We start from the raw sequence: 14,933 nt of genomic DNA on the forward strand, positions 1-14,933 counted from the left end.
ACGTTTATTCCATGGAGATTTACCATGCGCACCGATAAATTGACCACCAAATTTCAACAGGCCTTTCAGGATGCCCAAAGCCTTGCTCTCGCTCAGGATCATCAACAAATTGAACCCATTCATTTTTTGATCGCTTTTCTGGATCAGGAGGGGGGAATTGCCCGTCCGGTACTTGCCAAAGCTGGTGTGCAGGTGGATGCCCTGCGCAATCAGCTGAGTCGCGCATTGGAAGGCATGCCCAAAGTACATGGTCAGCCCGGCGAAGTACAGGTGAGTCGTGACTTGAACAATATGTTCAATCTGGCCGATAAAATCAGTCAGAAACGCGGAGACAGCTTCATTTCTACCGAGCATTTTCTGCTCGCCCTGCTGGACGACAAGGGCGAGGCCGGACGCTTGCTCAAAGCTGCAGGAGCCACCAGCAAGGATCTTGAACAGGCCGTCCATGATCTTCATGGTGGCGAAAAAATCAACGATGCCAATGCTGAAGAACAACGTCAGGCGCTGGAAAAATACACCACTGATTACACCGAAAGAGCTAGACAGGGCAAGCTGGATCCGGTCATTGGGCGCGACGATGAAATCCGCCGCACCATTCAGGTATTGTTGCGACGCAGCAAGAATAATCCGGTGTTGATTGGTGAGCCGGGCGTCGGCAAAACAGCCATTGTTGAGGGTCTGGCTTTGCGTATGGTCAATGGCGAAGTACCGGAATCCCTGCGCGACAAGCGCCTTTTGGGCCTGGATCTGGGAGCCTTGATTGCCGGCGCCAAGTTTCGGGGTGAATTTGAAGAACGTCTGAAGGCCCTTTTAACAGATCTTGAAAAAAGTGAAGGGAAAATCATTCTTTTCATTGATGAAATTCATACTCTGGTAGGGGCTGGTAAGGCGGAAGGTTCCATGGATGCGGGCAATATGCTCAAACCGGCGTTGGCGCGGGGTGAACTGCACTGTATTGGCGCCACTACCCTGGATGAATATCGCAAATACATCGAAAAAGATGCGGCGCTGGAACGCCGCTTCCAGCGGGTGCTGGTGGATGAGCCCAGTGTCGAAGACAGTATTGCCATTTTGCGGGGCCTCAAGGAGCGTTATGAGGCCCATCATGGGGTACGCATTACCGATCCGGCGTTGGTGGCGGCTGCCCAGTTATCGCACCGCTATATTCCAGATCGAAACCTTCCCGATAAAGCTATTGATCTGATGGATGAAGCAGCATCGCGTATCAAAATGGAAATTGATTCCAAACCTCAGGAACTGGATGAACTGGAACGCCGAATCATCCAGTTGAATATTGAGCGGGTCGCGCTGGAAAAAGAAAAAGATGAAGCAAGTCTGAAGCGACTGGATGTTTTACAGTCGCAAATCAAAGATCTGGATAAAAAATATCAGGATCTGGAAGAAGTCTGGAAAGGTGAAAAACTGACCATTGAAGGCACTTCGCAAATTCAGAAAGAACTGGACCGCAAACGCGTGGATCTGGATACAGCGCGTCGCGCCAATGATCTGGAACGCATGGCAGAATTACAATACAGCGTCATTCCTGCCCTCGAAGCCCAGATCAAAACGGCTGAAACTCAAGGCGAAGGCACAAAGCAGACAAAACTGACTCTGCTGCGCACTGAAGTCGGTGAAGAAGAAATCGCCGAGGTCGTGGCCCGCTGGACAGGTATTCCCGTTTCGAAAATGCTTGAAGGCGAAAAAGAAAAGTTGTTGAAAATGGAAGAACGCCTGCAGGCGCGGGTAGTGGGACAAAGCGAGGCAGTGGCTGCAGTTGCCAATGCCATTCGCCGTTCTCGTGCAGGACTTTCTGATCCACGTCGACCCAATGGCTCATTTTTATTTCTTGGGCCTACTGGGGTGGGTAAAACCGAATTGACCAAGGCATTGGCAGAATTCCTGTTCGACAGTGAAGACCTACTGGTCCGCATTGATATGAGTGAATTTATGGAGAAGCACTCGGTAGCGCGCTTGATTGGTGCCCCGCCCGGATATGTCGGCTATGAAGAAGGCGGCTATTTGACCGAAGCGGTGCGGCGTAAACCCTACTCTGTTGTTCTGCTGGATGAAGTGGAAAAAGCCCATGCCGATGTGTTCAACGTCCTTTTGCAGGTGCTCGATGATGGTCGCTTGACGGATGGGCAGGGTCGCACAGTAGATTTTCGGAATACGGTCATTGTCATGACTTCCAATCTCGGTTCGGACCGGATTCAGGAGTTCAGCCGTAGCGGCAATTATGACGCTATGCGCGTCGCCGTCATGGACGTGGTTCAGGATCATTTCCGTCCGGAATTCCTGAATCGTATTGATGAGATGGTCATTTTCCATCCGCTGACAGCCGTGCAACTGCGGGAAATCACCAGTCTCCAGATGGGCGGATTGCGGGCGCGCCTGAAAGAGCGGGATATGGATTTGTTGTTAAGTGAGGGGGCATTGGACCGTCTTGCTGAAGTGGGATATGACCCGGTTTATGGAGCACGTCCCCTGAAACGGGTCATTCAGCGGGAAATTGAAAACCCGCTTGCCCAGCGTTTACTGCGCGGGGATTTCAGTCCGGGTGAAATCATTGAAGTGATGCTTGAAGGTGACAATTTTACCTTCACCCCGCGTCGTCTGCACTGATTTATTCTGAATACGGCGGATGGCTTGGAAGCTTTGCCGCGACTTTGGCCCGCGCCGTTGTTGTTCTTGGTGAAATCCTGCGCCCGTCAGGAGAGCTGTTTGAGCCCAAAGGGCGAGTTCTCTCCTGACAGCAGGATGAGCCTTAGAACAACAGGCAAGGGACGTTGGAGCAAAAAGCTTCCAAGCCATCCGACGTGTTCAGGCTTACGCAGAACTCAGCGTTTGTCCTGAGCACCCAGTTGCTGCAGGGTACCGGCATCTTCCAGGGTGCTGATGTCCTGCGTTACATCCTCGCCCCGGGCGATAGAGCGTAACAAGCGGCGCATGATTTTGCCCGAGCGGGTCTTGGGCAGGGCGTCTGTAAAACGAATATCATCCGGCCGGGCTATGGCGCCAATCAGTTCAGTGACCTGCACCCGTAATGCTGCACCGAGTTCATCCCGATCATCCCCTTGATGTTGATGCTTCAGTATAACAAAAGCACAAACAGCTTCTCCCTTGATTTCATGGGGAATCCCTACCACAGCAGCTTCTGCTACCGCCGGATGGGCGACCAGGGCCGATTCTATTTCGGCCGTGCCCAGGCGATGTCCAGAAACATTGAGCACATCGTCAATGCGGCCCATGACCCAATAATAACCGTCCTGATCCCTACGGGCGCTGTCACCGGCTACATAGTAGCGGTTATTGAATTTGGCCCAATAACTTTCAATGTAACGCTCCGGATTCCCCCAGACCCCACGCAACATGCCCGGCCAGGGCTGCTCAATCACCAGATAACCCCCAGCGTCGGGAGCGCCAACAGGATCTCCCTGGTCATCCACAATCCGGGCACTGATACCGGGTAAGGGGAGGGCGCAGGAGCCGGGTTTGCTGGCGGTGACGCCAGGAAGTGGCGCGATCATGTGGCCACCGGTTTCGGTTTGCCACCAGGTATCCACAATGGGGCAGCGTCCCCCCCCAATTTGCTGGAAGTACCACATCCACGCTTCAGGGTTCATCGGTTCGCCGACGGTACCCAGCAGGCGCAAGCTCGACAAATCATGTCTGGCCGGCCATTCATCGCCCATTTTCATGAAAGCCCGGACAGCCGTAGGCGCCGTGTAAAGGACGCTGATTCCATGGCGGGCTATCATTTCCCAGAAACGGTCGGGCTGGGGATACATGGGCGCGCCTTCGTACATGAAAATGGTTGCACCATTAGCGAGAGGGCCATACACCACATAACTGTGTCCGGTAATCCAGCCGACATCTGCCGTGCACCAGTACACATCTTCAGGCTTCAGATCAAAAGCCCAGCGGGTGGTCAGCATAGTCCAGAGCAAATAACCGGCGCTGCTGTGAAACACGCCCTTGGGTTTGCCGGTACTGCCGGAGGTATAGAGAATAAATAGCGGGTCTTCTGCAGCCATGGGCGGGGCGGGGCAGACGGCGCTTTGTCCGGAAACAGCTTCCTCCCACCAGATGTCGCGCCCTTCCTGCATGTCGATATCCGCACCGGTTCGGCGCAGGACAATGACCCGTTTCACGGAATGTTCGTGTTCACGCAGTAATGCCTGATCGGCGTGCTGCTTGAGAGGCACTTTTTTGCCGCCACGCCAAGCTCCGTCCGCAGTAATGAGCATCACAGCAGACGTATCTTCAAGGCGATCTTTAAGCGCCTCGGCAGAAAAACCGCCAAATACTACCGTATGAATGGCACCAAGACGGGCGCAGGCTAGCATGGCCACAACGGCCTCCGAGACCATGGGCATGTAAATGGCGACCCGATCGCCTTTTTTGACACCCTGATGGATGAGCGCATTGGCAAAAATGCTGACTTCCCGGTGCAATTGCGCGTAGGTGAGGGTGCGGACTTCTCCGGCTTCGCCTTCCCAAATCAGAGCAGCCTTATGGCGCTGTGCGTCATGCAGATGACGATCCAGGCAGTTATGGGTCACATTGAGCTTGCCGTCGCTGAACCAGCGATAAAACGGCGCGTCACTTGAGTCCAGTACCGTTTTGAACTCCGTGTCCCAGTCCAGATGCTGGTGCGCCAGATCAGCCCAAAATTGTTGAGGATCGTGTGCTGCTTTTTGCTGGAGTTCTGCAAACTCATTTGCGGTCAGGTTTGCCTGGGCAGCAAAATCTGCGGGTACTGCGAAAAGGCGGTTTTCGGTCAGACTGGAATCAATGGCATTATTCATAAATCACTCTCAAATTTTTTGTGTGGTCCGCATATTCAGATAATACTTTAACATAGCATAGAGAAAAGCGTTCTTGGACTATTCGGCTACTGGCCAGCTTGAAAACTTATGCGCTGACTGCAGTTTCCTGTGCAGTGTTACCCTCAAGAACATATAGTTCGGCTTTGGTCAGTGCTGCGGGGCTACCAAATAAAACCAGTACATCTCCAGATTTCAATACGGTATCCGGAGCTGGATCACGCCCGCGAATACCGTGCCGCCGCACGGCCACCACAGACACGCCAAAACTGGTCAAATTCAGCTCGCGAAGGCTAAGGCGCAAGCCAAAAGCGGTTTCACCCAAAGGGATAGAAGCCAGTCGCGCCGAAGCCTGATCTTCGCCGGGTTCAGAACCGCCCCAGAACGCACCCCGGAAGAACTGGTAGCGCTCCTGACGAAAACGTCGGACCCGACGTAATACGGTGCTGATAGGGAAACCGATGAGTAATAAGGTCTGAGAAGCGAGCATCAATGCTCCTTCGTTTACCTCCGGCACTACTTCATCGGCTCCGGCGGCTTCCAATTTTTCCAGTTGGCTGTCGTCATGAGCACGGACCACCACCGGTAATTCTGGTCTTAGCTCTTTGATTATGGAAAGAACCCGCTGACTCGACGCCACATTGGCATAGGTGATCACCACCGCCCGCGCCGAGAAAATCCCCGCCGCCTGCAAAACGTCACGTCGACTGGCATCCCCATAAAATATGGACTCTCCTGCAGACTGCGCTTGACGGACCCGCACCGGATCCAGATCCAGGGCAATAAAAGGAATAGCTTCTTCTTCAAGTACCCGGCCTACACTTTGACCAACCCGGCCATATCCACAAAGCACCACGTGGGCCTTGAGATCAGCGGCGCGTATTTCAGTGAGTTGCTGATCGCGATGATTGCGGTAACTTCCCACCAATTTGCGCGCAATCCAGCCATTACGTTCTACCAGAATGGGTGCCAAGATCATGGATAACAACATACCGCCCAACACCGGCTGCAACACATGCGCGGGTAACAATTGGTATTGATTGGCCAGTGCCAGCAATACAAAACCAAATTCTCCCGCTTGTGCAAGGACAATGGCAGAGCGTAATGCCACTCCGGGTTCATAACCGAATAACCGGCTCAGCCCCCACACCAGAAAGCCTTTTAGAAACACAATCAGCAATAAAACGATGAGCACCCAGGCAATATTCGCCCACCAGGCGGGCAAATCCACCAACATCCCGATGGTGACAAAAAACAGCCCCAGGAGAATATCGCGAAAGGGCGCAATATCAGCTTCCACCTGATAGCGATAGGCGGTTTCGGAAATCAGCATGCCCGCTACAAATGCGCCCAAAGCCAAAGAAAGCCCGGCTTGTTCCGTAATCCACGCCAGTGCCAGGGTCACCAGTAACACATTGAGCATGAACAACTCAGTAGATTTGCGGTTGGCAATCAACTGGAACCAGGGCCGCATTATCGGCCGGCCAATGACCAGCAACACCAATAACACCACCACCGCTTTAAGACCAGCCATGGCAAGATCATGAGGAAGCTCTTTGGCGGACCCTGCCAGTGCCGGAATCAGAATCAGCAGGGGAACCACGGCCAAATCCTGAAACAGCAACACACTGACCGCTATGCGGCCATGACGGGACTGCATTTCCATTTTCTCGGCCAGGGCACGGATTACCATGGCCGTAGATGACATGGCCAGAATGCCCCCGAGAATCACGCCGGTTTTCCAGGAAAGCGGAATAATCAGAGCAATACCCACAAAAATAACACTGGTAAGCAAAACCTGGGCAGCGCCCATACCAAAAATCAGTCGTCGCATGCTCATGAATTGTGAAAGACTGAATTCCAGCCCAATGCTGAACATCAGAAACACCACACCAAATGCTGCCAGTTGACGGGTGCTGGCCAGATCGGGCACGACAGCAAGGGCATGCGGCCCGAGAATGACTCCGGTCAGCAGATAAGCAAATACTGCGGGCAACTGCAAAAAGCGCAGCACCCCCACCAGGATCACGCCTGTAGCGAGTAGCAAGATGATGATTAGCAGTCCCTGATCGTGCATAGGTCTCCTCAGCAAACACGCCAGATTCTGGTCATGGCGCTTGCGTGGTTTTCATAGGTAGGGTCGACTGAGTATTTTCACTCCCCGAAAGGGATATGGGCTTATGTTCGGCAGCTGCCCACTTTCTGTTATCATAACCGGAAAAGGAGAATCGCGCATGTATATTGTCACGGGTGGAGCTGGATTCATCGGCGCCAATATTGTTCATTCACTGAATCAACAGGGTATTTCAGACATTCTCGTGGTCGACCACCTGACTCGCGCTGACAAGTTTCTTAACCTCACCGATCTGGAAATTGCCGACTACATGGAAGCTGAGCGTCTTCTGGAGTTGATTCAGAATGATCAGCTGCAAGGCGTTGAAGCCGTTTTCCATGAAGGCGCCTGTTCCGATACCATGGCCACGGATGGTCGTTATGTCATGGAAAACAATTATGCTTTCAGCAAAGCATTATTGCATTGGTGTCAACGGCACAATATTCCTTTTCTGTATGCATCCAGTGCTTCTGTTTACGGTATGACCGGGAGTTTTACGGAAGAACGCCAGGCCGAATCCCCCCTGAATATTTATGGTTTCAGCAAGTTTCAGTTTGACCAGTATTTACGGCGTATGTGGAATGAGTTGAAAGCCCCGGTACATGGATTTCGCTACTTCAATGTCTATGGTCCCCGGGAGTTTCATAAGGGCCGTATGGCTTCTGTGGCTATGCATTTTTACAGGCAATATCGGCTGGATGGGCACGTGCACCTGTTCGCAGGTAGTGCCGGTTATGCGGATGGTGAGCAACGGCGAGATTTTATTCACGTAGATGACGTGGTGTCCGTCAATATGCACTTTCTGGATCATCCACGCAGCGGTATTTATAACGTGGGTACAGGGCAGGCTCAAAGCTTCAATGATGTGGCTGTCACCGTAGTCAACAGTATGCGGCGCATGGCCGGTGAGGAAACTCACGATTTACCCGGCCTGCAAAAATCTCAAACCATTCGCTATATCAGCATGCCAGAAGCACTGCATGGTAAATATCAAAGTTTCACACAGGCAGATATTCGCCAATTACGCGCTGCCGGTTATAGCAAAACCTTTCTCTCTGTAGAACAGGGAGTGGAACGATACATCGACTGGCTGGCTGAACGGGACCAATGATGGAAACGCGGGTACTTATCACCGGCGTTGCCGGATTCATTGGGTTTCACCTGGCGCGGCGTTTGCTGGCCGATGGATGGATTGTGCAGGGGATTGATAATCTTAACGACTATTATGATCCTAACCTCAAAAAAGATCGTCTCGCGCAACTGGAAGGTCATCCAGCTTTTCAGTTTAAAAAAATCGATCTGGCAGATCGCTCCGCTATGGAAACACTTTTTGCGGGATCGCATTTTGATGTGGTAATCCATCTGGCCGCTCAGGCTGGTGTGCGTTATTCATTGCAGGCTCCACACAGTTATGTGGACAGTAATGTGACCGGTTTCTTGCACATCCTTGAGGGATGTCGGGCACAAAAAGTCGGGCATCTGCTTTTTGCGTCTTCCAGCTCTGTATATGGAGCCAATAGTCAACTCCCTTACAGTGTTCACGATCCGGTGGATCATCCAGTCAGCCTCTATGCGGCCACCAAGCGGGCAGGGGAGTTGATGGCTCACAGTTATGCGCACCTGTATGGCATTCCCTGTACGGGTCTGCGTTTTTTTACCGTTTATGGTCCCTGGGGAAGGCCGGATATGGCGTATTTCAGCTTCACCCGCAAAATTCTTGCCGGTGAAAAAATTCCGGTATTCAATCATGGAAAAATGCAGCGGGATTTTACGTATATTGACGATATTATAGAAGGGATCACCCGTCTTGTTCCGAAAATCCCCGGTCCACAGGCAAACTGGCCTGCGGATCCGGCATCAAGTGCCGCGCCTTTTCAGATACACAATATCGGTAATCATACACCAGTAGCCCTGACGGACTTTATTCAAACGCTGGAAGAGTGTCTGGATAAAAAAGCAGAAATCGAATGGCTGCCCATGCAGGATGGCGATGTGGTGGCTACTTACGCGGATGTCTCTGCTCTTCAGGAGGCCGTCGCTTTCGCTCCGGACACGCCCTTGCGTGCAGGATTGCAGCAATTTGTGGACTGGTACCGTCGGTATTATGGCAATGCCCAATAGGTATAAACCACTTCATCTGCAAAGCATCCGTCTGCGCAGTCGAACGGAGTTTATTTGGCACCAGCTCCGCTACACCGCCATTGGTTTGGGTTTTATGACCATCTCTTTGGGGGTCGGTATCCTGGGTTACCATTTTCTGGGGAAAATCAATTGGATCAACAGCCTGCTCAATGCCAGCATGATTCTCAGTGGCATGGGGCCGGTGTCCAGTCTGCATGGGACTGTCGCCAAGCTTTTTGCAAGCGCCTTCGCTTTGTACTCGGGCATTGTCTATCTGGCGGTATCTGCTGTTCTTCTTTACCCGATCGTCATGCGGCTCCTGAAGATTTTACATCTTCAGGCTCTGAACACCGCTTCGGATAATTTGCATGCAAAGCAGAACGTCTATGCAGATGACGAATAATCAATAAGCCGTTTTTCCGGGGTAAACGCTGGCATCTCTCGAAACACTCCTCTCAGTGGCTTTTTGTTCAATCCAGCTGCGTCCGGAACGGAAGCTCATCCATTGCTTTGCGTCATAATCATAGAGTTTGCAGGTGCTGAATATCCGGCGCACGGATCTAAAACTAAAACGCATTTCATGTAGGTAGATACCATAGGCCGAGCGCAGGTCTTCATAAGCTGCTTCAAGATGATAATAGGGGATACGCGGATCTACATGATGCGGCGCATGAATCAGGATGTTATGAATAAGCATCTCGCTGATTTTTGAACAACGCACGACCGTACTGCAATATAGTTGCCCAATACTCTGACTCCATTCTTCTTTTTCCATAAAAAAAGGAATGTCAGGATGCGTGTGATGCAGATAAACAAAAAGGGCAATGTAGTAATTGAAAACCAGAAAGGGGAGCAGCACCGCTGCGATAAAACCCAGCGGACCTGCCGCCCACCAGGAGAATGCCGAAAATGCCAGGAAAAACAGTGCAGTAATGATTTTACTTAAGGTAAAAGCGCGTCTGTTTTTCTGGTCTGCCTTGAAACGCACCATTCCGGGCCACCATACGCGCAGCAGATAATGCAAGGCACAGGTATAGGGGCTCCGCTCCAGACGATATATCCATTTTTGAAAGATGCTTTTTTGGCGATATTCCTGGGGGGTTAATGGTTTCCAGATCCAGTCAATGGGGCTCAGACTGGTAAACCCATGATGCACGCGATTATGTCCAAAAGCCCATAGGCGATACATGTTGAAGGAAGGCAACATGAACAGCGTGCCCAAGACTTCGGCCAGGTGCCGATTTTCGAACAAGGCGCCATGTGCGGCATCGTGGGCCCAGACAAACATGAAGGCAACCGCAGATCCCGCCACCAGACCGAGCAGCAACTGAGCCCACCAATGATGAATCAGCAATATGCCGGTAATCGCCGCTAGATAAAGCACAGCGTCAAAAGCATAACTGAACAAAGCCTTACTGATATCACGCTGATAGCATTCCGGCCGAATAGCTTGACGAACTGTCTGAATTTTCAGCGATTTCAATGCATCATATAGCTTTTTCGGATCTGCTTCCATTGGAGTCGCTCCTATATAAATATAATAGTACATCATTATACATAATAAACCGCGATCACCAAGTGTTTTTGAGTATCCGGGCGAGCCAGTCTTGGATCTCGCTACCCGCCCAGCGGGCGGTACCGGTATTTGGCATGGGAAAAATTAGTGCTAACATGGTGCGGTCATTTGCGCTATAAATGATGTGTAACTGAAGCTGTCATCCTGTATTAACTATTAGGAGAGTGAAAGAAATGTTGGATATCGCTAAGATCAAACCTATTGCCCGTATTGTTCTGGTTGCTGGCGCCATTGCTCTGGCATCTGCCTGCGCCAAGAAAGAAGACACCACTGCTGCAGCGGATAGTAGTGCGACCACCACGACGGAATCTGCTGCTCCGGCAAGCACGACCAGCACTGACACCAGTGCTGCCGCTGCGCCTATGGAATCAGCTGCGCCCGACAGCAGTGCTGCGGCTGACACCAGCAGTGCCGATTCTTCGGATACGGCTGCCAGCGACAGCTCCGGAGCCTCTACAGACTAAGTTGTTACAAGGGTAGTCCATAACCAGAAAATGGAGGAGGCGTATTTATGATGAACGTACGTAATATCAACCCAGTCATGCGTCTTCTGGTACTCGCCAGCGTGGTAACTCTCGCTGCTGCCTGTGCCAAGAAGGAAGAGTCCACCACCGCGCCCAGTGATAGCTCTGCTACCAGTTCGGCCATGAGTAGTGACCAGGGTTCTGGATCTACCCAAAGTGATGACAGCACTGGATCTACCACCTCGCCATCCAGTTTTGATGTGCAGGGAGGGAGCGGGCACTTTGTGAAAGTGGCTGCATCAGCGGCTACTATGAATACGGATCAGATGGCTAAAGCAAAATCCTTGGCAGAAGCCAAGGGCTGTTTTGCCTGTCATCAGGTGGAAGCCAAGGTTGTTGGGCCGGCTTTTGCTTGGGTTGCCTATAAATACAAGGGTAATCCCAAGGCGGTTGACACCCTGAGTCATGCCATTGAACACGGTGTATCGGGTGTATGGGGTGGAATGCCGATGCCAGCACAAAGCGTGACACCGGCTCAGGCTAAAGAGTTGGCTGCCTGGGTACTGGCGCAAAAGCCTATTGCTCCGCCGAAATCAGCCTGACATTTTTCAGGCCCGTTAAAACCCCCGCCCAGCGGGGGTTTTTTATATGGAAAATGCTGTGGCTATAAAATTTAAAAAACTATCCTGGATTGCCAGTACTTACTATGCCGAAGGACTGCCCTATTCTTTGGTGCAACAGGTTTCTGTGCAGTTTTTTACTTATGCTGGTGCCAGTCTTCAGGTTATTGGCTTGCTCTCATTTTTTGGACTGCCCTGGAATCTGAAACTATTCTGGAGTCCGGTCATTGATTTATTCGGGAATAAAAAACGCTGGCTGGTAGTCATGGAGTTGATTTTAGGGGCTGTAGCCGCCTTGCTGATATGGCCCGCACAGCATCTTAATCTGGATCTGGCCGCAAAAATTTTTATTCTGATGGCTTTTATGTCAGCAACACATGATATGTCCGTCGATGGTTATTATATTCAGACCCTTGATACGGCTGATCAGGCAGGTTTTTCCGGGCTTAGGGTGGCCGCTTATCGGGTGGCGATGCTCGTAGGAAATGGCGCACTCGTCATTTTAGCGGGATGGATATCATGGACAGTCTGTTTTTTGACTGCTGCATTCATGATGTGGGGACTGGCTGCTTTTCATAAATGGATACTGCCAGAGCCGCCTCCCGCCAATACGCAACATCAAGGTCATCGTTGGGCAGCAGTACGTGAAGCTTTTCAAACCTATTTGGCGCAGCCTGGCATTGTTTGGGCTTTGGCCTTCATTCTCTTGTTTAGAGCCGGGGATGCCATGATGTTCGCCATGGTTACCCCTTTCCTGAACCATCTGGGTTACGGATTAATTGCGCGCGGAATTCTCACTGGCAGTGTCGGTACGGTGACTGGTATTGGAGGGGCATTACTGGGTGGTCTCATTATTTCGCGTTGGGGTTTAAAAAGGGCCCTTTTTCCGCTTACCTTAATTCAGTCTCTGGCCATACCAGCCTATGCCTGGCTGGCCTGGGCAGATCCATCTATCTGGTGGGTGGGCGTCACCATTGCCTTTGAACAAGGTTCAGCCGGATTGGGTACGGCTGTACTTATGGTTTTTTTAATGCAACGCTGTCAGGAAAATTATCAAGCCACCCATTTTGCCATCGGTTCGGCTTTGATGTCTGTGGCGGCCACCGTAGTAGGAGGTTTTAGTGGTTTTCTTGCAGCAAAAGTTGGATTCGTCGAATTTTTTCTTTTGGCATTTGTGGCCGCGATCCCCAGCCTTTTACTGGCAATAGGGATGCCGGACAAGCTCTATCAGGACAAGAAATCCCCAATATAAAATAATCAAAAAGAAGCGTTAGACATGTTGCTTAATGGGTTGAAGGAAAAAACATCAGACTGGTTGTTAGACATGATTAGTTTGGGTTTATTTTTGGGGATGCTGGGACTGTGCGGAGTCAGTCAGGCGGAAACTAATGGAAATAATGAGTCCAGCGCCAATGGCGAGCATTGGAGTATTGCACTGCGCAGCATTCATGATGCCCACCTTTTGCTGAATCAGGAAGCTACGCATAGTCAATTGCCTGCATCGACGGCCAAGTTGTTGACCACAGCCTATATTTTGCAGGTATTAGGGGCGGAGGCCAGACAACATACTCTGGTTTTAGGAACAGTTGAATCGACCGGCACAGTAATTGGACCACTGATTGTGCTGGGTGATGGAGATCCTGACATTTCCAGTCGTCATTTTCCGTTTGTCAAAAAAACCGAGCGCGGTGATCCTATGCTGCCGATGCGGAGCATCGCCAAAAGTCTCTACGCACGGGGCGTTCGTTATGCTCCCGACGGTATGGTCGTGGATGCTGGAAAGTTTCCAGAAGATCACCATATACCAGGTTGGACAGCAGATGATCAGCGTTTCTGGTTTGGAGCACCGGTCAGCGCATTGATGTTCAACGACGCCATGGTCAGTGTTGAGCTGCTTCCCGCACGCCGGGCGGGTAGACTCGCCACCGTAAAAATTACGCCTGATCCACTGAATGTCATCATTAACAAGGTGCAAACCGTTGGTCAACACGGAGAAGAACGACCTGTCCAGCTCATTCAATCCGGAAACCAATATCAGCTTATTGGTAGCGTACGTGCCAACACTGGAAATTTTTCTGCATTGTTGGCTCAACCCGATCCACCTTATTTTGCAGCTTTAGCCCTGCGGCAAGCTGCAGAAGAGGAGGGGATAGTGGTTGGACCGACAATCAGCGTTGATCGTCGCCCAAGGTCTCCAGGTGCTTGGCGTAGCAGATATCCAAGCACTACGGTTCTTGCCGAAAGAGTGTCACCATCCCTTGCAGAAGAGATAACAGTAGCCAACAAAGTCAGTGAAAATACGCATGTAGAGGTTTTACTGAGAGATGCGGATTTGCGTCGAGGAGGTGATGGCAGTCGTGCCTCTGCCATGCAGGGATTACATAACTGGTTACTACAATCAGGCATACTGAACAATGGGTCTTCTCAACTCGTGGATGGTTCCGGTTTATCGCGGCTAGATCGCCTTAGTGCCAAAGAGTTAGTGTCAGCATTGGCGTATTCTTATCAGCAATCCTGGGGCAAGATCTGGCGTGATTCTTTGCCCGTTGCGGCAGTAGATGGCACCTTAAGGCATCGTTTTCTTGATCTGCCAAAAGGCACCATAAGAGCCAAGACAGGAACTTTACGCAATGCAGTCACGCTCGCCGGATTACTCCGCAATAAGTCAGGGGAAGCTTATGTCTTTGCGATTATGGTCGATCATTTCCAGGGCACGGACGCTGAGGCCAGAGCCCGGGTGGACCAAGTCGTGCGGGACATCATTCTGGGGAAAAGCCAATTATCGCCTTCAAGAGACTCATAAACTCGCCGCAGATGCTTTGGATTCGGTCTACCGAAACAGTCATTATCTGATTCCCGGTCAGCTTAACCTCCATATCGGTGGCCCGGCTTATGGAGTGCGTGCCGCAATTATTACGGCCTGGAATCCCCAGTCAGAGCCATTGAGTCCATGGCAAAACAGAATAAGACAACGTCGTTTGGTCAGGTTGTTGGATGCAAACGGCTATCGATTTTTACGATCCTGTTGCGGTGTTGATGCGTGGTGGGAGGAAAGTCTGATGGTGTTTACTATGAATGAGTCAGCGGCAGTCAAGCTTGCTCGTCAATTTGGACAAAAGGCTTTTGTCTATCTGGATGGAAGACGTGTATGGCTGGTGTATGTCTGATAGTTTGGTTCGCATAATGTTTATTATGTTAAATAATGAAATGAAC

The 14,933-nt window shown here is 51.1% G+C and carries 12 protein-coding genes; 9 read left to right on the forward strand and 3 right to left on the reverse strand.

Annotated elements, in window-relative coordinates; translation table 11 throughout:
* The first annotated feature begins 24 nt into the window (after window positions 1–24).
* Window positions 25–2,622, forward strand: a complete 2,598-nt coding sequence (gene clpB / locus GCD22_RS06710; protein WP_024893762.1) for an ATP-dependent chaperone ClpB — start codon at window positions 25–27, stop codon at window positions 2,620–2,622.
* 215 nt (window positions 2,623–2,837) lie between these two features.
* On the opposite strand, the gene acs is transcribed toward clpB, so the two are convergent.
* Together acs and GCD22_RS06720 are read right to left on the reverse strand one after the other, a co-directional pair.
* Window positions 2,838–4,808, reverse strand: coding sequence for an acetate--CoA ligase (gene acs, locus GCD22_RS06715; protein WP_024893763.1), 1,971 nt, complete (start codon window positions 4,806–4,808; stop codon window positions 2,838–2,840).
* Window positions 4,809–4,914: 106 nt separating this feature from the next.
* Window positions 4,915–6,903 carry a monovalent cation:proton antiporter family protein gene (locus GCD22_RS06720; RefSeq protein ID WP_024893764.1) on the reverse strand — a complete coding sequence of 663 codons (1,989 nt, stop codon included), beginning with the start codon at window positions 6,901–6,903 and terminating at the stop codon, window positions 4,915–4,917.
* 157 nt (window positions 6,904–7,060) lie between these two features.
* Between GCD22_RS06720 and rfaD the strand changes: the two genes are divergently transcribed.
* The 3 genes from rfaD to GCD22_RS06735 are packed head-to-tail and all read left to right on the forward strand — an operon-like array spanning window position 7,061 to window position 9,463.
* Complete coding sequence (gene rfaD / locus GCD22_RS06725) at window positions 7,061–8,050, forward strand: ADP-glyceromanno-heptose 6-epimerase (RefSeq protein WP_024893765.1); 990 nt, start codon at window positions 7,061–7,063, stop codon at window positions 8,048–8,050.
* On the forward strand, window positions 8,050–9,060 hold the full coding sequence (locus tag GCD22_RS06730; protein WP_024893766.1) for an NAD-dependent epimerase: 1,011 nt from the start codon (window positions 8,050–8,052) through the stop codon (window positions 9,058–9,060). Before rfaD ends, GCD22_RS06730 begins: the two co-directional genes overlap by 1 nt.
* The gene (locus GCD22_RS06735) at window positions 9,050–9,463 is read left to right on the forward strand and encodes a hypothetical protein (protein ID WP_024893767.1); all 414 of its coding nucleotides are present in this window, start codon (window positions 9,050–9,052) and stop codon (window positions 9,461–9,463) included. Before GCD22_RS06730 ends, GCD22_RS06735 begins: the two co-directional genes overlap by 11 nt.
* Here the strand turns inward: GCD22_RS06735 and GCD22_RS06740 are convergent, their stop codons facing one another.
* Entirely contained in the window at window positions 9,464–10,576 is a 1,113-nt protein-coding gene (locus GCD22_RS06740) for a fatty acid desaturase (RefSeq protein WP_024893768.1), read from the reverse strand.
* A 233-nt stretch (window positions 10,577–10,809) separates the two neighbouring features.
* Between GCD22_RS06740 and GCD22_RS06745 the strand changes: the two genes are divergently transcribed.
* The 5 genes from GCD22_RS06745 to GCD22_RS17930 all read left to right on the forward strand — a co-directional run bounded on the left by GCD22_RS06745 (window position 10,810) and on the right by GCD22_RS17930 (window position 14,887).
* Complete coding sequence (locus tag GCD22_RS06745; RefSeq protein WP_010642852.1) at window positions 10,810–11,100, forward strand: hypothetical protein; 291 nt, start codon at window positions 10,810–10,812, stop codon at window positions 11,098–11,100.
* A 47-nt stretch (window positions 11,101–11,147) separates the two neighbouring features.
* Entirely contained in the window at window positions 11,148–11,702 is a 555-nt protein-coding gene (locus GCD22_RS18420) for a c-type cytochrome (protein ID WP_010642850.1), read from the forward strand.
* Between the two features lie 58 nt (window positions 11,703–11,760).
* Window positions 11,761–12,972, forward strand: a complete 1,212-nt coding sequence (locus GCD22_RS06755; RefSeq protein WP_235180042.1) for an MFS transporter — start codon at window positions 11,761–11,763, stop codon at window positions 12,970–12,972.
* A 72-nt stretch (window positions 12,973–13,044) separates the two neighbouring features.
* A complete protein-coding gene (gene dacB / locus GCD22_RS06760; RefSeq protein ID WP_158006045.1) occupies window positions 13,045–14,523 on the forward strand; it encodes a D-alanyl-D-alanine carboxypeptidase/D-alanyl-D-alanine endopeptidase in 1,479 nt (492 codons plus the stop codon).
* Between the two features lie 16 nt (window positions 14,524–14,539).
* Window positions 14,540–14,887: a DUF3293 domain-containing protein gene (locus tag GCD22_RS17930; protein ID WP_031572830.1), complete on the forward strand. Its 348-nt coding sequence runs from the start codon at window positions 14,540–14,542 to the stop codon at window positions 14,885–14,887.
* Window positions 14,888–14,933: the final 46 nt, after the last annotated feature.

It is taken from the genome of Acidithiobacillus thiooxidans ATCC 19377 (genome assembly GCF_009662475.1).
GTDB classification, from domain to species: Bacteria; Pseudomonadota; Gammaproteobacteria; order Acidithiobacillales; family Acidithiobacillaceae; genus Acidithiobacillus; species Acidithiobacillus thiooxidans.